General features: G+C 38.6%; 18 protein-coding genes, 1 other RNA gene and 1 pseudogene. 14 read left to right on the top strand and 6 right to left on the bottom strand.

Features of this window, described 5'->3' with window-relative positions; translation table 11 throughout:
- Positions 1 to 38 precede the first annotated feature (38 nt).
- Positions 39 to 857 (bottom strand): annotated as a pseudogene (locus OK414_RS17975) (histidinol-phosphatase).
- A 248-nt stretch (positions 858 to 1,105) separates the two neighbouring features.
- Between OK414_RS17975 and rnpB the strand changes: the two are divergent.
- From rnpB to OK414_RS17960, 3 genes are all read left to right on the top strand, one after another.
- Positions 1,106 to 1,494: RNase P RNA component class B (rnpB, locus tag OK414_RS17970), an RNA gene on the top strand.
- Between the two features lie 198 nt (positions 1,495 to 1,692).
- Positions 1,693 to 2,082 carry a VOC family protein gene (locus tag OK414_RS17965; RefSeq protein WP_205661662.1) on the top strand — a complete coding sequence of 130 codons (390 nt, stop codon included), beginning with the start codon at positions 1,693 to 1,695 and terminating at the stop codon, positions 2,080 to 2,082.
- A 357-nt stretch (positions 2,083 to 2,439) separates the two neighbouring features.
- Positions 2,440 to 3,324, top strand: a complete 885-nt coding sequence (locus tag OK414_RS17960; protein ID WP_016764972.1) for a LysR family transcriptional regulator — start codon at positions 2,440 to 2,442, stop codon at positions 3,322 to 3,324.
- A gap of 32 nt (positions 3,325 to 3,356) precedes the next feature.
- Here OK414_RS17960 and OK414_RS17955 read toward each other — a convergent pair whose 3' ends face one another.
- Positions 3,357 to 3,914, bottom strand: coding sequence for a MerR family transcriptional regulator (locus OK414_RS17955; RefSeq protein ID WP_205661661.1), 558 nt, complete (start codon positions 3,912 to 3,914; stop codon positions 3,357 to 3,359).
- A 344-nt stretch (positions 3,915 to 4,258) separates the two neighbouring features.
- On the opposite strand from OK414_RS17955, the gene OK414_RS17950 reads away from it, so the two are divergent.
- On the top strand, positions 4,259 to 4,573 hold the full coding sequence (locus tag OK414_RS17950) for an MGMT family protein (RefSeq protein WP_205661660.1): 315 nt from the start codon (positions 4,259 to 4,261) through the stop codon (positions 4,571 to 4,573).
- A 33-nt stretch (positions 4,574 to 4,606) separates the two neighbouring features.
- Here the strand turns inward: OK414_RS17950 and OK414_RS17945 are convergent, their stop codons facing one another.
- Positions 4,607 to 5,224, bottom strand: a complete 618-nt coding sequence (locus tag OK414_RS17945) for a LysE family translocator (RefSeq protein ID WP_034650283.1) — start codon at positions 5,222 to 5,224, stop codon at positions 4,607 to 4,609.
- A gap of 137 nt (positions 5,225 to 5,361) precedes the next feature.
- Between OK414_RS17945 and OK414_RS17940 the strand changes: the two genes are divergently transcribed.
- The 5 genes from OK414_RS17940 (at position 5,362) to OK414_RS17920 (ending at position 9,351) form a co-directional block, all read left to right on the top strand.
- Positions 5,362 to 5,907 (top strand): cupin domain-containing protein, encoded by a 546-nt coding sequence (locus tag OK414_RS17940; protein WP_095379138.1) that lies wholly within the window; start codon positions 5,362 to 5,364, stop codon positions 5,905 to 5,907.
- A 171-nt stretch (positions 5,908 to 6,078) separates the two neighbouring features.
- Positions 6,079 to 7,011: a class A beta-lactamase gene (bla, locus tag OK414_RS17935; protein ID WP_205661659.1), complete on the top strand. Its 933-nt coding sequence runs from the start codon at positions 6,079 to 6,081 to the stop codon at positions 7,009 to 7,011.
- A 100-nt stretch (positions 7,012 to 7,111) separates the two neighbouring features.
- The gene (locus tag OK414_RS17930; protein ID WP_205661658.1) at positions 7,112 to 7,375 is read left to right on the top strand and encodes an excalibur calcium-binding domain-containing protein; all 264 of its coding nucleotides are present in this window, start codon (positions 7,112 to 7,114) and stop codon (positions 7,373 to 7,375) included.
- Between the two features lie 241 nt (positions 7,376 to 7,616).
- Positions 7,617 to 9,014, top strand: a complete 1,398-nt coding sequence (locus tag OK414_RS17925) for an NCS1 family transporter (protein WP_205661657.1) — start codon at positions 7,617 to 7,619, stop codon at positions 9,012 to 9,014.
- 187 nt (positions 9,015 to 9,201) lie between these two features.
- The gene (locus OK414_RS17920; protein WP_013058052.1) at positions 9,202 to 9,351 is read left to right on the top strand and encodes a hypothetical protein; all 150 of its coding nucleotides are present in this window, start codon (positions 9,202 to 9,204) and stop codon (positions 9,349 to 9,351) included.
- 80 nt (positions 9,352 to 9,431) lie between these two features.
- Here OK414_RS17920 and bglA read toward each other — a convergent pair whose 3' ends face one another.
- On the bottom strand, positions 9,432 to 10,871 hold the full coding sequence (gene bglA / locus OK414_RS17915; protein WP_205661656.1) for a 6-phospho-beta-glucosidase BglA: 1,440 nt from the start codon (positions 10,869 to 10,871) through the stop codon (positions 9,432 to 9,434).
- Positions 10,872 to 11,155: 284 nt separating this feature from the next.
- Between bglA and OK414_RS17910 the strand changes: the two genes are divergently transcribed.
- The 3 genes from OK414_RS17910 (at position 11,156) to OK414_RS17900 (ending at position 12,733) form a co-directional block, all read left to right on the top strand.
- Positions 11,156 to 11,866 carry a GntR family transcriptional regulator gene (locus OK414_RS17910; protein WP_034650302.1) on the top strand — a complete coding sequence of 237 codons (711 nt, stop codon included), beginning with the start codon at positions 11,156 to 11,158 and terminating at the stop codon, positions 11,864 to 11,866.
- 169 nt (positions 11,867 to 12,035) lie between these two features.
- Complete coding sequence (locus OK414_RS17905; RefSeq protein WP_016764961.1) at positions 12,036 to 12,218, top strand: hypothetical protein; 183 nt, start codon at positions 12,036 to 12,038, stop codon at positions 12,216 to 12,218.
- 23 nt (positions 12,219 to 12,241) lie between these two features.
- Positions 12,242 to 12,733: a GNAT family N-acetyltransferase gene (locus OK414_RS17900; RefSeq protein ID WP_016764960.1), complete on the top strand. Its 492-nt coding sequence runs from the start codon at positions 12,242 to 12,244 to the stop codon at positions 12,731 to 12,733.
- A gap of 99 nt (positions 12,734 to 12,832) precedes the next feature.
- Here OK414_RS17900 and OK414_RS17895 read toward each other — a convergent pair whose 3' ends face one another.
- Positions 12,833 to 13,252, bottom strand: a complete 420-nt coding sequence (locus tag OK414_RS17895) for a hypothetical protein (protein WP_142238680.1) — start codon at positions 13,250 to 13,252, stop codon at positions 12,833 to 12,835.
- A 169-nt stretch (positions 13,253 to 13,421) separates the two neighbouring features.
- On the bottom strand, positions 13,422 to 14,315 hold the full coding sequence (locus tag OK414_RS17890) for a DMT family transporter (protein ID WP_205661655.1): 894 nt from the start codon (positions 14,313 to 14,315) through the stop codon (positions 13,422 to 13,424).
- Positions 14,316 to 14,429: 114 nt separating this feature from the next.
- Between OK414_RS17890 and OK414_RS17885 the strand changes: the two genes are divergently transcribed.
- Both OK414_RS17885 and fabI read left to right on the top strand, forming a co-directional pair.
- Positions 14,430 to 15,302: a LysR family transcriptional regulator gene (locus tag OK414_RS17885; protein ID WP_205661654.1), complete on the top strand. Its 873-nt coding sequence runs from the start codon at positions 14,430 to 14,432 to the stop codon at positions 15,300 to 15,302.
- 130 nt (positions 15,303 to 15,432) lie between these two features.
- The gene (fabI, locus tag OK414_RS17880) at positions 15,433 to 16,212 is read left to right on the top strand and encodes an enoyl-ACP reductase FabI (RefSeq protein WP_013084067.1); all 780 of its coding nucleotides are present in this window, start codon (positions 15,433 to 15,435) and stop codon (positions 16,210 to 16,212) included.
- Positions 16,213 to 16,353 lie beyond the last annotated feature (141 nt).

Raw genomic sequence — 16,353 nt, 5'->3', positions numbered from 1 at the left:
GCGTGTCTTCAGGCATATTTGTATTTAAGTTTACTGTTTTACAAAGGTGTCACCTGCATTTTTTTCTGTCTAAAAAAGACCCAATCCTTAAAGCCGATTTCTTTAAGGCGCTTTTTTACGAGTTCAAAGTCGTCGCCAATGCGCTCCGGATCATGAGCATCGGAGCCAAATGTCATGCGTACCCCGTAGTGCAGAGCTCTTTCCAAAATATCGTCTGCAGGATACCAGCCTCCGCAGTCTTTGGTTTTGCCTGATGTATTCACTTCTATGGCAATGTCATGTGCTGAAATCACTTTTAGCGTTTGATCAATAACAGCTGTCTCGATAGAAGAAAAAGAAGGATAGAATCCTTTCATGGCATCAATATGGCCAAGAATCTGAAACATTCTGCTTCGGGCGGATTCTTCGATCAATTGATAATACGTTTCTTTCGTGCGCTGCTTTTCTTGCTGAGAAAGGCCTTCCCAGCGCGTTTTATGAAAGATGCTGACTTCATCAACTTGATGGACAGAGCCGATTATGTAGTCAAACGGATATTTTTCATAGTAGCTACGATATATTTTTGCATGATCGGGAAAGAAATCAGACTCTACGCCTAACAGCACTTCAATTTTTTCTTTATATTCTTCTTTTAGTTTCAAAATCTCAGCTACATATCCGGAGAATGCGCTTTTTCCCATCGCAATGTGAGGCTACGGCTGGTCTTCTTCGCTTGCGAAATAAGGAGAATGATCGGAAATCCCAATGATATCAAGGCCTTTATCAATAGATGCCTCTATATAATCTCGAATCGTTCCGCGAGCATGTCCGCATCGGTCGTGATGGGTATGAAAATCAAATTTTAAATCAGCGTTCATTTTTCATCACCTCTGTTACCTTTTTCATGTAGTGTATAAAATATTCTACAAAGAAACAAAGTATCCCCCGTAGAAATGGATGAAGAGAATATTTCTTGGCTTGCTGGTGATTCATCTATTAAAAAGATTGTACAGAAACAAGTTATTTTATTTAATTTGCTGCAAAAATTGAAATGGAATCCATACCAAAAGTTACATTTGATTCGGCAAGCTAAAACGCATATACTACTCATACACGATCTGAAATAACGTTCAGGTAATCGCTGCATCATTTGATGTAGAGGAAAGTCCATGCTCGCACGGTGCTGAGATGCCCGTAGTGTTCGTGCCTAGTGAAAAAATAAGCTAGGGCAGCTTGGCTTATAGCTTAGCTGACGGCGGGAAAAACCACCTAAGTCCTCGGATATGGTCGAGTATCCCTGAAAGTGCCACAGTGACGAAGCTTTGCTGGAAACAGCAAAGGTGGAACGCGGTAAACCCCACGAGCGAGAAACCCAAACAATGGTAGGGGAACTGTCTCTAAGGAATTCAACGGAGAGACGGACGGTTACATGTGTAATCGTAGATAGATGATTACCGCCTGAGTACGAGAGTAAAATCGTTTGCAGTACAAAGGTACAAAACATGGCTTATCGAACGTTGTTGAAACAGAGACTGACTATAAATATGTAATCAAAACAAACCAATTGGGTTTGTTTTTTTGTTTATTATTTTTCAACTCGTAGCCGACTCATTGATAGAGTGCTTGAATTTCTTTACATATGTAAATACATATTGCCTAAATTGTTGTATAGTTTACTTGTACTTACTAAACATGGGGAAAGGGAGAAGATGGATGATTAAGAAAATGGAACATACAGCAATTATTGTTGGAAATATGGATGAAACGATTCACTACTACTGTGATATGTTTGGCTTCAAAGTTCGCCTTCAAGGCTCTAACGAAAAGAGAGAGATGGCTTTTTTGTATCTTGAAGAACAGCCGGGTATTGAAATTGAGCTCATTCGAGATATTGATCCGATTGGAGAGTATAACAAAAGCGGGATTGTTAACCACCTTGCCTTTACGGTAGAAAATATAAATAAGGCAATTCAACATTATAAGAGCAAAGGAATTGAATTTTTATCACCGGAACCTCAGCCAACACTTGAAGGCGGTCGTATGATTTTATTTCACGGACCTAATGATGAATTGCTGCAGTTAGTAGAACGGGTTAAACTTTAAAAAGTTTACTTTAAGAGGTACATATAAGAAAAAATGTGTTTTACATTCTCAAAAAAGACCTTTCTTTTACGGTGATAGAAAGGTCTTTATGATGTATAGTTACTGTGATATCTTAGTCAGCTTTTTAATAATTTCCTTACGGTTCAGGACAAATTCTTCTTTCTGCTAGAAAATGATGAGTATAAAATTTTAATAAGTGCCGTATACAGCAATCGACAAGAGGAACTAAAAACATCCTCAAGTATGTTTCCGTTTTTTATAGTAGCATCTTCTATTTATAATGTATAATTCATTATAATCATATTTTTCATACATCTATGTAATGAATAGAGCCGCTTGATAAGGAGATGGTACAAAATGGAATGGCAGCAGTTTAAATATTTTCAAACGCTAGCACGTACGCAGCATATGACGCGCGCAGCAGAAAAGCTGTTAATTACGCAGCCTGCGCTCAGTCGTTCAATCGCTCGTTTTGAAGAGGAAGTAGGAGCGCCGCTATTTGACCGGCAAGGACGTTCCATTCGATTGAATCAATACGGTAAAGTCTTTTTGAAGCGTGTAGATAATATGATGAAAGAATTTGATAAAGGACAAGAGGAAATTCAAGCGCTGCTAGATCCTGAGAAAGGGCAGGTGTCACTTGGATTTTTGCATACGCTCAGCACGGATTTAATTCCAGATTTAATTGCGTCGTTTCGCAGCTTATATCCTAAAGTGAATTTTCTGCTGAGGCAAAGTCCTTCTCACGTTCTTCTTGAGCAGCTGGAGCTCGGTGAACTGGATCTTTGTTTGATTGCGCCTATGGAAGAAAAATCGTTCATTAAGTGGCATCATCTTTGGAGTGAAGAGCTGTTTGTCATCGTACCGAAAAATCACCGGTATGCTGATCGTGAAAGTGTTGCACTAGAAGAAATTGCTGAGGAATCATTTATTCACTTAAAAGAAGGCTTTTCTCTTCGTCTTACGTTTGAGCAGTTATTTGAAGAGACAGGGGGAAAGCCTCACATTATGTTTGAAGGAGAGGAAGCTGACACCGTAGCGGGACTTGTAGGAGCCGGTTTAGGAATTTCTATCCTTCCAGATTTACACGGAATAGATCAAAGCAAAATAGTGAAAATCCCATTAGCTAAAGCCAACTGTCACCGAGTAATTGGACTAGCATGGATTGAAGGAAGATATCTATCACCGGCTGTTAAACAGTTTAGAAACTTTGTTTTACATAAATTTAATGATCAGAAATAAAGATGTTTCATGCCCTAGGCTTGTTTACAAATTTAGTCCTTTTTTCGTTTGAATAATCGTTTTAAAATCGATCTTTTTTTACCTACTACGCTGCTTTCTTTTGAAGCTTCTACTAATTCTGAAATGGCCTGCTGCTCACGCAAGCTTTTACGCAAAGATTGAATAAGCTGCTTGTCTTTTTCCTGAAGAATTTGTTTTGTATCAGGCTCTTGTTGGGGTGAAGGCTGTACAGGAAGTTCAGAAGTTGTCGGCTGCTGGTCGTCGGCCTCGGGCTGGTCAGCGGTTTCTGCTGTGTTCTCTATGTCCTCTTTGTCTTCGGCTTCTTCTAGAGACACGGCAGCTTGATCCTCGCTTGTAGTCAAAGAGAATTCTTTTTGCAGAGATTCATTAATTTCTTCTGCTTGATAACCCTCATCATAAAGCTGCTTAATTTTCAGTAAAACGTTCGCAGCCGCAGCTTCATATTGTTTTGGTCGATGATCCTCTTTTTGTATAAAGAAATATTGGAATTTATCTATATATCTTCTGATGGTTGAAGTAGGAATACTTGTTTCTTTAGATAATTCTTTTACACTAAGCCATTTTGTCATTTTCTCACCACTTTTTAAATGATTACTTATTCGTCAGCATCAATTTGAAATTGTATTAGTATCTACTGTTTATCTTATCATGTAACGCTTCTACGTACCTTGCTGTGTTGGTTTCTGTAACGTTTTTATAATCACAGTGTCATAAATGAGGTATAAGCTGCCACTCGCGCAAAGATTTGCTAGTTGAAGAATAGGAAATACAAGTATTTACCTGAAGAATGTTGCACAATGATGAGCGTGCTTCTTATTATTATCTTATAATGTTGCTGAAGAAAAATCGAGTGATTCCTTCACTGTTTATTAATTATGGTAATGTTGTACTAAAGAATAAAAGGAGGGGCAGCATGAGTTTTACAGAACGAGCAGTAGCACTTATTAAACAAATCCCTCGCGGAAAAGTCATGACATACGGACAAATCGCCCGCCTGGCTGGTAGTCCGCGAGGTGCAAGGCAAGTTGTACGAGTATTGCACTCGATGAGTAAGAAACATAAACTCCCTTGGCACCGAGTTATCAACTCCAAAGGAGAAATTGGATTTAAAGACGAAGAAATGCCCCTTGTTCAAAAACATTCACTCGAAGCGGAAGGAATAATCGTTTCTTCGGATGGAAAGCTTGACCTTAAAGTCTATCTCTATGAACCTGAAGTGCATAAATAACAAAAAAGCTATCTGAAACAGATAGCTTTTTTGTTATTTATGTTTTTCAAAAGCCAGCTTTAATCCAAATCCAATTAACACCACGCCCGTTGCTTTGTCCATAAAGCGCTGCACGCTAGGTGTTGTAAGCCATTTTCGTAAATAGTTAATAAAAAAGACGAATACGAAAAACCACGTGATAGCGAGGATCGTATACGTTATTCCCATCAGAAGTAATTGAAGAGTTACGTTTTGATCATTTTGAACAAATTGAGGTAAAAAAGTTAAGAAAAATACCGCCACTTTTGGATTAAGGACGTTTGAGACCAGACCTTGACGAAAAGCAGATGTTTCTTTTGTTTTTTCTTCTTTTGCAGAAGAACCTGTATCGCTTTTTTTAGAAAGGAAAGCAGAAATTCCTAAGTACATTAAATAGACGGCTCCTGCGTATTTTACGATTTCAAATGCAAGAGCTGACTGAAGAAGAAGAGCTGATAAACCAAACGTAGCGGCGAGTGTGTGAACTAAAGAACCGCTCGCTAAGCCTAATGCCATTTTATAGCCGCCCGTTTGTCCATCTGCCATCGTTCGTTTGGTAATAAGAGCAGTATCAATACCAGGACTCATAATCACAAATAATGTAAGAACCAAAAAGGTCAAGATGTCATTCATTTTTTTCTTCCTCCTTACTGTGATAGTATTAAATTGTAATTTATTTATTAAATATAATTTAACATAAGTAACGTCGTTTATTAAGTTTAACTTAATAAAATTAAATGTAATTAAACATCTTTTACGGAGGAATCATCATGGAAAACATAGATATTGGAAAAAAAGTAGAGAAATTTCGAAAAGAAAAGGGGCTAAGCAGTCGAGAATTAGCAAAATTAGCGGACATCACGCCATCTATGTTAAGTCAAATTGAACGGGGATTAGCTAACCCGTCCATTTCAACGCTTAAACTTTTAGCAAAAAGCCTCGATGTGCCTACCTTCAGCTTTTTGCTCGAAGAAATAAATACATCTCATTTAGTCGTAAGGTCGAATGAGCGTAAAACAATGAAGGTAAAAGAGCTAACGTATTCGCTGCTATCGCCCGATTTCACAGGGAATCTAGCTACGGCCATTATGGAAGTACCGCCGATGATGGCTTCATCAGAAACTCCTTTAGCACATAAAGGAGAGGAAGTGGCATACGTCTTAGAAGGGAAAATTAAAGTGTATTTGGACGAGGAAGTATACGTGTTAGAAAAAGGAGATAGTGTCAAAATTCCTTCGCATCTGAATCATAAATGGGAGAATACGTTTGAAGAGAAAGCCGTTATTTTATTTTCCGTTACGCCGCCTATTTTTTAAAGTACTTACGGTTTTTATACTGCTCATCTTCAGTGTGAGACACTTTTATTATATAAATGTGATAAAACTATCATGTTTGTGAGAGTAAACAATTGATAAAATAGCATTGTTGGTAATCTCTACCTAAGAGAATACATACTAAATACTTTTTTTGAAAGGTGTTGAAGGGTAATGAAGACATGGAAAAAGATGTTTCGCGCTTCAAAGCTCCAAAAAATGCTGCCTGTATTCGCTCTTTCGTGCGCGGCGGTTGTAGGCTTTTCAAGCAGCGAGGTACATGCTGAAACGGTAAAATGTCAAAGACAAGAAACAAAGAGTGATCGAGAGTTTGCTAAGCTTGAAGAAAAATATGATGCGAATCTTGGCGTTTTTGCATTAGATACAGGCACCAATAAAACGGTAACGTATCACCCGGACGAGCGTTTTGCTTATGCGTCTACTCATAAGGCTCTCGCTGTCGGTGCACTTTTACAGCAGAAGTCAATTGAAGATCTCAACGAACGAATCTTTTATACGCGCGATGACCTTGTAAACTACAATCCAATTACAGAAAAACACGTAGATACAGGCATGACTCTTCGAGAACTCGCGGATGCATCGCTTCGCTACAGCGACAATACGGCAGGGAACTTAATTCTGCAGCAGCTGGGCGGACCGGATGGATTTAAAGAAGCTTTAGAAAACATAGGAGACGATGTGACGCTGCCTGAGCGCTTTGAACCGGATTTAAATGAAGTGAATCCAGGAGAAACCCACGATACAAGTACACCGAGAGCACTCGCTGCAAGTCTTCAAAAATATGTACTTGGACAGGCACTTCCTGAAGACAAACGTGCACTTTTAACAGATTTGATGAAGCGAAACACAACAGGGGATGCGTTAATACGAGCGGGCGTGCCGAAAAGCTGGGAAGTAGCCGATAAGACAGGCGCAGGCTCATACGCGACGCGAAATGATATTGCTATCCTTTGGCCGCCAAAAGGAGATCCAATTGTTCTTGCGATCCTTTCCAATCGTACGGAAAAAGATGCGGAGTATAATGATGAATTAATTGCAGATGCGGCTAAACAAGCGGTAAAGGCTTTAAGAGTGGCTCATAAATAGAAAAATGGATAATAGTAGTTTAAATGTAAAAAAAGATTGGAAAAAATGATAGAACATCCTATTATTAATGAGAAAAAAATATAGGAAGGAAGTATCTCTTATGAAGAAGATTTTTCCAATTGCGCTATCTTTCGGTTTGTTAACAAGCGTATCTTTTAGCGCAGCTTCAAACGTAGATGCGGCAGCTAAGTCTTACAAAAACTGCACGGAATTAAACAAAGACTACAAAGGCGGCGTAGCTCGTGCGGCTAACGTAAAGAATAAAGGCGGCAAAACAAAGTACAAGCCGTACGTATCAAAATCACTGTATGATGCCAATACAAAGCTAGATCGAGATAAAGACTATATTGCCTGTGAAAAATAAATACTAGCTGACTCATCCAAGCGTTTATTATAAGCGCTTGGATTTTTTATTGTCAGCAACTCCTTTATATTGCGAGCTGAGGTCAAAAATTAGTCAAATCGCACAAAAAAATATCAGAAAATTCACATAAATAATAATGAACTGGCGGTAAAATTCGTATACACTGTGTACATGTTAAGTTAACTTACATCTAGTGTTAGAAATAAGAGTGGAAGCATTATAAAAAGGAGTTGAGTGTATAGTGTCTACAAATGCAACAAGTTCCGTTATAGAAGAGATGCATTCTCATCAAGATAGGGGTCTTGATCCGTCACTAAAGCCAAAAGCGGAAAGTGATCGAAAGCTGACTCCGATGTCCTATATGTTTATGTGGATTGGAGACGGCGTTAATTTAGGAAATATGACGCTTGGAGCTAGCTTGGTAATTGCAGGTACTGCGGTATTAAATCTTTTTCAAACGTTTGTGGCAGCGATTATTGCCATTGGTATTATTTCTACTTTTTTTGTGTTAAACGATCGAATTGGCTACAAGACGGGCATACCGTATGTGATGCAGCTTCGAATGTCTTTTGGAATAAAAGGCTCTGTCATATCGTCTCTTTTACGAGGCATTCCAGCTATCATTTGGTATGGTTTTCAAAGCTGGACAGGCGGTACCGCTTTAAACGAAATCGGGAAAATTGTGAGCAAAGGGTCTTTTGACAATCTTGTTCTTTGCTTTATTATCATTCAGCTGCTGCAAATTGTGCTTTCACTGTACAGCTTCCACGCGGTTAAATGGGTAGAGATGCTTGCTTCGATCATCATATTGCTTGGCCTTGTTTATGTATTTGGTGTTCTTTTAACTTCTCATAGTGAGGTAGTAGGAGAGAAGTGGGTACATACAAAAGGCTCATGGGGACTTCCGTTCTTTTCTTTCATTATGATGTTCATGGGGAATTATGCAGCGATTTTTCTAAGCGCAGCCGATTACTCGAGAGAACTGAAGCCAGGGATTAGCGATACAAAGCGTGGGTTCTTATACTTTACACCGATTCTAGTAGCCTACGGATTCGTTCTTACAATCGGGGCAATGCTTGCTTCTGCTACGGGCATATCTAACCCTGTCAAAGCGTTTGCGGTTGTAGTGGATAATTCATATATTACCGTCGCTGTATCAGCTTTTATTGTGATTGGCGTCATTGCCGTAAACATGGTGGCAAATATTATTCCGCCTACGTATGTGATTACGCTGCTGACAAAAGCAAATTATAAAGTGGCGGTTACCATTACTGGACTGCTTGCCTTTTGCTCGTTCCCTTGGGTGCTTGTTCAAGATTCGTCAGCTGCAGGGCTTGGTTTGTTCATTTTGATTTACTCTGCTTTTTTAGGTCCAATTGTTTCTATTTTACTGGTAGATTACTATATTTTACGAAAACAAAGAGTGAACGTAGAAGAATTATATCAAGAAAAAGGGCCGTTTTCCGGCTACAATCCATGCGCCATGCTTGCGATGCTAATCGGCGCAGGTGCTGCATTTATCGAAGTCGATTTAGGCTGGATTATAGGAGTGGTAGTTGCAGGAGTTGCGTATATTCTTTTAACGAAATTTGCTTTTAAACATTCAAAATTTAAAAAAGGAACCATCTTTGAATACTAACATTCCATCGATAAAAGCCTTTGCTTGCTGCAAAGGCTTTTGTCGCGTCAAATTAAATCTCTTTGTCTAGTTTCCTAAAAAGTGGGTAAAGTAAAGAAGAGAAAAAAGTTACCTCTATTATGAGTTGCTTTTACAGGAGCGCATCTAATGTATCGCATCAATCATAGCTTAAAGGAGAGGGTAGAGTATGTATGAATTTAGAGTGTATACTCTTCGGGATGGAAGCGAAAAGGTAATCAAAACGCTGAAACATGAATCGTTTGCTGATGAAATTCAACGAGCGGGAATTAAGCAAACGGAAATTGCGCAAACACAGCTAGTAGATAAACCGAGATAACGTATTTGCCTTTATTTTTACATGTTTTAAAAAAGCGTGATTCCTGTGTTTTCACGCAGGAACCACGCTTTTCTGATTTCTTATAGTTCTTCACCGTTTGTTTCAATCACATGTTTATACCAGTTAAAGGAGTCTTTTTTGTAGCGCTTCATTGATCCGTTTCCTTCGTTGTCACGGTCGACATAAATCATGCCGTATCGCTTTTTCATTTCGCCTGTTGTAAAGGAAACAATATCAATAATTCCCCATGGCGTATAGCCCATTAAATCAACACCATCGTACGTTACAGCTTTTTCTAACGCTTCGATGTGCGATTTTAAATATTCAATTCGTGATGCGTCATGAATGGATCCGTCTTCTTCAACCGTATCAATGGCACCAAATCCGTTTTCTACGATGAACAGCGGAATTTGATAGCGGTCGTAGAAGCGGTTTAACGTATAGCGCAAGCCCGTTGGATCAATTGACCAGCCCCAATCGCTTGATTTGATATAAGGATTTGCTACGCCGTTTGGCAATCCGCCGTTTACGATATCGCCCGTGTTATCAGCTTCAACGTCGCTTTTAACCGTTGTGGACATGTAATAGCTGAAGCCTAAATAATCAACTTTTCCGTTTCGTAAAATTTCTTCGTCGCCTTCTTCAAACGGAATATGATAGCCTTCTCGTTCGAATTCTTTTAACGCATAACTTGGGTAATAGCCGCGAACTTGAACGTCAGGGAAGAAGTAGCGCTGTCTCATTGTTTCTTCTGCTAACATCACATCTTTAGGATTTGAAGAATACGGATAGATTGGCACATGTGAAACCATCGCTCCGATTTGGAAATTCGGATTAATTTCTTTTCCTTTTGATACGGCAAGAGCGCTTGCAAGCAGTTCATGATGTCCTGCTTGATACATCACTTCTTTTGCATTTTCACCCGGCTTTACAGAAACGCCGGAGTTTGTCCATAAGAATAGAGGGTTGTGTACGTCCATTTTGTTGTTAATTTCATTAAACGTCATCCAGTACGTGACTTTGTCTTTATAGCGGTCGAAACAAACTTCAGCGAACTTCACAAAGCAGTCCACCGTTTTTCGGCTTCTAAATCCGCCGTATTCTCGAGCTAAATGCAGGGGCATTTCAAAGTGAGAAAGCGTAATAACCGGTTCAATTCCATGCTTTAACAGTTCATCAAATACATCATCGTAGAATTTTAGTCCTTCTTCGTTTGGCTCAGCTTCATCGCCTTTAGGGAAAATACGGCTCCAGCCAATAGACGTTCGCAAACATTTTAAGCCCATTTCTGCAAACAGTGCGATATCTTCTTTATAGTGGTGATAAAAATCAATTGCTTCGTGATTTGGATAAAATTTATCTTCTTCCACTGTTTCAGTGATTTGTCGCGCTACACCGTGTGCACCTGCAGTCATAACGTCTACTACGCTCGGTCCTTTTCCGCCTTGGTTCCATCCACCTTCAAATTGATGAGCTGCTAATGCGCCGCCCCATAAAAAATTCTTTGGCATCTTTGTCATTGTTAGTTCCTCCTTATTTCACTACGGTAAATAATGTTTGATTCAGCCCGCTATTTTTAATATCTTCAACGATTACTTCTCGATAATCGCTTGAATTTGTGATAATAACCGGTGTGATTCTTAACACCCTTGTTGATTATACGCTTTCAGTATAATTGTATCGATACAATTTATCAATACTCTAATAAAATAATAATTAATGAATAATTAAAGTTTATGGTATAGAGTTAGATTATGGTATAATCGTGTTATTCTTGAGACAAATTCAGTAAAGAGGTATAGCTATGATCAAATACCAACAAATTGCAATTGAAATTGAAACCTATATTGAAGACCATAAGCTTCAGCAAGGAGATAAGCTGCCGGTATTAGAAACGCTGATGGCGCAGTTTAAGGCAAGCAAAAGTACGGTAACAAAAGCTCTGGATCTGCTGGAGAAAAAAGGCGTGGTTTTTCAAGTAAGAGGAAGCGGCATTTTTGTCCGTCGTCATAAACGAACAGGTTATATTGGCTTGCTTTCCAATCAAGGATTCACGAGTGAACTTGAAGATTTTCAGTTAACGTCGGAAGTGATTGAGTTAGATGTACGAAAGCCGACGCAAGAAGCCGCGTTAAATTTAAACATAGAAGAAAATAGTGACGTCTATTATGTAAAAAGAGTACGGTATATCAACGGTCAGACGCTTTGTCTAGAAGAATCGTTTTATAATAAATCCATCGTTACGTACTTGAATAACGAAATTGTTTCTCAGTCTATTTTTCATTACATTAAAGAAGGACTTGGCTTAAAAATCGGGTTTTCTGATCTATATCTTCACGTTGGCAAGCTGAACGAAGAAGAAGCTACGTACTTAGGATTAAAAGAAGGCGATCCTAAATTATTTATTGAAACGCTTTTCCACTTAGCCAACGGCCAGCCGTTTGACTTTTCAAAAGTAACGTACAACTACGAACAATCTCAGTTCTTTTTACAAGCAACAAGTCATGTTTTATAAAAAAGTGTCTGTCTCTCAATTAGCAAGGAACGAGAGGCAGGCACTTTATTTCATTTTTTCGATAAAAATATGAAATAAGATAATTATTGTAATAAATAGGAAATTAATATACGATAAAATGGTTACAGGGTTTATAGAGATAAGGAAATGAGGTGCGAAGTTGAAAAAAATGCTGAGCTATCTTATTCCCATGCTTTTTATGTTTGGTTTGCTTTCCATGAATTTATTTCAGCCGACTAAAGGCGATTTTATCGCTGTAGGTGTGATATCGATTCTTGCAGGTGCTGTAATTGGTTTTATAATGAACATAGGCTGTGCAGTATTAAAAACAGCCAAAAATAAGATGGAGTAAACTGATTAGAGGCGGTGGAGGTTTTGAGTGAAAGTATTATCATTCAGCCATATGCTAGCAAGTATCAACAGCAAGTAGTGGATTTAATTCTTCATATTCAACAGCAAGAATACCAAATTCCAATAACGGAAAAAGATCAGCCTGATTTGTTTGAAATCGAAAGCTTTTATCAACAGGGAAACGGAAACTTCTGGGTTGCTGTTTGCAACGAAAGAGTAGTAGGAAGCGTAGCTTTAATAGACATTGGCAGCCGTCAAGTAGCGCTGCGGAAAATGTTTGTAGCAAAGTCTTATAGAGGAGCGAACTTCAAAACAGCTCACCGGTTATTGCATACAGCCATCGCGTGGGCAAAACAGAGAGAAGTGGAAAGAATATATTTAGGAACCACATTACAATACAGAGCTGCTCATCGATTTTATGAGAAAAATGGGTTTCAACATATAGAGAAAGAAAAGCTGCCTGAGAATTTCCCGGTGATGAACGTAGATAAAAAGTTTTATACATATAAGGTATAAGCTAAGCCTTTGTGCAAAATCATATCGGTTATTGTAATGCACGATAGATATGAGAGCTGTGTTTGTAGCAAAACATATAAAAAAGACGGTCTATGCATATTAGATCGTCTTTTTATATAGCCTGTTTATAAGGATGGATGATAACCCAAACGGCAATGAGCAGCTCAACGTTACAATGAGGATTCGCGGGAAGAGACTAAAAGCGGATATCCCGTCGCTTAGCAAAAATAAAGTTAATACGGCGAGTGCTCCAACGATACCGAAAAGAAGATATAGAATTAGTTCAATTAATATCTTAAGTGAATTTATGTATTTCATGATGCTTGTTATAGCTATTGAACAAGGGATGCCTACTATAATGATGAATGGAGCCGTAAGATATACACCAATAAGCAAAGTCGATAAATAATCTAATATACTTGTATAGCCAAGGGAATTTAATTCAAATATTTCGATGCAAACTGCACCGCCGCATATCGATGAAGCAATAGTTGCAAGTATTCGTTTAATAAGCTTCACAGTCGTTCTCCTAGACGTGCTTTTTTATCTAGAATAGGAATAGCAATAGACTTTGAAAAATACTAGCATCCATTAAAAGAAAAATAGAGATAGGTGTTGGGACTGCTAAAAGAAAGCTTATACTTTAGCTTAATAACAAAAGCCGCTAGGTAAACGAATCTAGCGGCTTTTACTTTGGCAATGTCTCTTGATAATGAACTCTTTTTTTTAGTAGCAAATTGTCTAACTGAGCAATTAAAATCCCCGCAACCACAATAATAGAACCAATCAGTTCTTTAAGCGTAAACAGCTCATGCAAAAAAAGAACGGCAAAAAGCGCAGCAAAAATAGGCTCTGTTGCAAAAATAAGTCCTGTGTGAGTAGGAGTTGTATAGCGCTGCGCAATAGCTTGACAAATGAATCCAATCGCGCTGCAAAGAACGCCAAGACCTAAAATCGCAATCCATGATGATAAAGTAGCTGGAATGCTGGGATGTTCAAATAAAAAACTGCAAATCAGTGCAAATAATCCAGCAAAACCTAGCTGTAAAATGCCGAGAGCAATTGGATTTTCGTTTTTCGTAAACGTGCCGGTCAGCGTAATATGAATGGCATAACATAGCGCCGTTCCAATGCAAAGTACATCACCAGTATTCATATGAAAGGAGTGCTTTAAAGTTAAAACACCTATACCGGTTAGGGTAGTGATAATACCGAGCCCAATCGGCCAAGAAGGAAGCTTCTTCACTAACAGGCAGTGGAGCAATGGAACAAAAATGACCGTTAAACTGACAAGAAATCCGGCGTTTGAAGCAGACGTCATGCTGACGCCAAACGTGACAAATGAAAAAACTGAAAACAGTAAAAAGCCTAAAATAGCTGATGATAAAATCGTTTTGCGCGTGATATGTAGTAAAGGCTTATAGAAAAACAGTCCGGCAATCAAAAAAGCAATTAAACATCTAAGTGCAATGATAGTAAATGACCCGAGCGAACTCAGCCCCATTTTCATAAACACGTACGACATGCCCCAAAATACATTTACACCAACCATCATCATATTTGCTCGTGTGCGGTAACTCACGTTCAACCCTCCATTGTTTATGATGTACTCACAGTATACAAAGGAATTTGATATTAATAAAATGAATCTTTATAATGATGAACGTGAATTAAATTCATGTTAAGGCGGGAGAAAATGAGCTTAGTGAAATATGAAATTTTAAACAAAGTAGCGGAAGTGAGAAGCTTTACAAAAGCGGCAGATGCGCTGGCGCTCACGCAGTCAGCGGTCAGTCATGCCATTACAAATCTTGAAACAGAATTTGGATTTCCGCTTGTGAATCGAAACAGATCAGGTATTACCTTAACAACAGAAGGCGAAGCGATGCTTCTTGCTATTCGGAAGGTGCTCCAAGAAAGTGAAAAAGTTCATCAAGAAGCAGCCAGTCTCTTAGGACTTGCGAAAGGAACCATCAAAATCGGTATTTTTAAAAGCGTATCGACCAAGTGGCTCCCCGAAATTATTCAGCTTATGGAAAAAAACTACCCTGAGATTCAAATTCAGCTTAAAGAAGGCGATTACCTTGAAATTGAACAGTGGCTGCTGAGCGGAGAAATAGACTGCGGCTTTATCAACATTACGCATTCAAGTCAATTTCATATTATTTCTTTAAAAAAAGACCCGCTGCTGTGCGTCGTATCGAATCAAAGTGCTTTGTATCATCAAAAAACCGTTTCCTTTAAAGATTTAGAGAAAGAACCGTTTATTATGCCTACGTACGGCGGATATCATGATATTAAGCAACTGTTTGAAGAACGCGGCATTCAGCCTGATATCCGTTTTGAATTAATGGATGAAAGTGCTATTTTATCAATGGTTACGCATCACTTAGGCATTAGTATTTTACCTGAAATGCTTTTAGATTCGATCCCTCAAGAGCTTCGTGCGATTCCGTTTCAAGTGGACAGCTACCGTTCAATTGGTCTAGCTACTCGTTATCATCTTTCACCTGCAGCCAAAAAATTTGCTGAAACAACGCAAGCATGGCTGCAGGATTCGAATAAGTAGGAGATTATTTATAGGGCAAAATCGGTTAATTCATAAGACTCTTAGGAACTAAGCGCATCTTTGTGCTATAATAAAGCTATACAATTACCTATTAGTCATCATTGATGACTAATTTTTTTTGGAGGATAATATGGAAGATTTATTACAATTAAAGAACAAGAACATTGTGATTATGGGAGTTGCCAACGACAGAAGTATTGCTTGGGGTGTCGCAAAAGCCCTTCATCAAGTAGGAGCAAACTTAATTTTTACATACCGTAAAGAACGTTCACTAGGAAAGTTGAACAAGCTGTTAGAAAAAAATGAAATTCAAGCATCACTAATTGCTGAATGTGACGTGAACAGCGACGAAAGCATTGAAGCAGCGTTCAAAAAAATCGGAGAAGAAGCGGGCACAGTTCACGGAGTGATTCACTCTGTTGCGTTTGCTCATTCAGAAGATTTAAACGGCGAGTTTATTAATACATCAAGAAGCGGATATGCATTTGCTCAAGACACAAGCGCTTATTCATTTATCGCTGTAGCAAAAGCAGCAAAACCTCTTATGACAGAAGGCGGTTCTCTTGTGGCAATGAGCTATCTTGGTGCAGAACGTGCAGTTGAAGGCTATAACGTAATGGGCGTAGCGAAAGCAGCACTTGAGTCTTCAGTAAAATACTTAGCATTAGACTTAGGAAAAGACAATATCCGCGTAAATGCGATTTCAGCAGGCCCAATTCGTACGCTTGCAGCGAAAGGCATTTCTGACTTTAACCAAATTCTTCATCATGTTGAAGAAAAAGCACCTCTTAAGCGTAATGTAACGCAAGCAGAAGTTGGCGACATGACGGTTGTATTACTGAGCCATCTTTCACGCGGCGTAACGGGAGAAATCGTACACGTAGACGCTGGTTACAATATTGTAGGTTAATTCCTAAACACCTTCTCGAATGAGAAGGTGTTTTTTTGTGCAATGTTCAGAAATTTAATGCCCTTTACTCTATTAAAATAATCAGTTCTTTCTATTCACACTTGAGCTATATAGATATAAAGCGTACCTTCTTTTATAATT

Origin of the sequence: Priestia sp. JV24 (assembly GCF_025910025.1) — a bacterium.
Taxonomy (GTDB): domain Bacteria; phylum Bacillota; class Bacilli; order Bacillales; family Bacillaceae_H; genus Priestia; species Priestia megaterium.
This window is presented reverse-complemented; position numbering and strand designations above follow the sequence as displayed.

Bases quoted from the DNA above. Each gene is read 5' to 3' on its own strand.
- OK414_RS17950 (WP_205661660.1), top strand. From the start codon at position 4,259: ATGAGTTTTACAGAACGAGCAGTAGCACTTATTAAACAAATCCCTCGC.
- bglA (WP_205661656.1), bottom strand. From the start codon at position 10,871: ATGACAAAGATGCCAAAGAATTTTTTATGGGGCGGCGCATTAGCAGCT.
- OK414_RS17920 (WP_013058052.1), top strand. From the start codon at position 9,202: ATGTATGAATTTAGAGTGTATACTCTTCGGGATGGAAGCGAAAAGGTA.
- OK414_RS17965 (WP_205661662.1), top strand. From the start codon at position 1,693: ATGATTAAGAAAATGGAACATACAGCAATTATTGTTGGAAATATGGAT.
- OK414_RS17910 (WP_034650302.1), top strand. From the start codon at position 11,156: ATGATCAAATACCAACAAATTGCAATTGAAATTGAAACCTATATTGAA.
- fabI (WP_013084067.1), top strand. From the start codon at position 15,433: ATGGAAGATTTATTACAATTAAAGAACAAGAACATTGTGATTATGGGA.
- OK414_RS17905 (WP_016764961.1), top strand. From the start codon at position 12,036: ATGCTGAGCTATCTTATTCCCATGCTTTTTATGTTTGGTTTGCTTTCC.
- OK414_RS17940 (WP_095379138.1), top strand. From the start codon at position 5,362: ATGGAAAACATAGATATTGGAAAAAAAGTAGAGAAATTTCGAAAAGAA.
- bla (WP_205661659.1), top strand. From the start codon at position 6,079: ATGAAGACATGGAAAAAGATGTTTCGCGCTTCAAAGCTCCAAAAAATG.
- OK414_RS17930 (WP_205661658.1), top strand. From the start codon at position 7,112: ATGAAGAAGATTTTTCCAATTGCGCTATCTTTCGGTTTGTTAACAAGC.
- OK414_RS17960 (WP_016764972.1), top strand. From the start codon at position 2,440: ATGGAATGGCAGCAGTTTAAATATTTTCAAACGCTAGCACGTACGCAG.
- OK414_RS17885 (WP_205661654.1), top strand. From the start codon at position 14,430: ATGAGCTTAGTGAAATATGAAATTTTAAACAAAGTAGCGGAAGTGAGA.
- OK414_RS17945 (WP_034650283.1), bottom strand. From the start codon at position 5,224: ATGAATGACATCTTGACCTTTTTGGTTCTTACATTATTTGTGATTATG.
- OK414_RS17955 (WP_205661661.1), bottom strand. From the start codon at position 3,914: ATGACAAAATGGCTTAGTGTAAAAGAATTATCTAAAGAAACAAGTATT.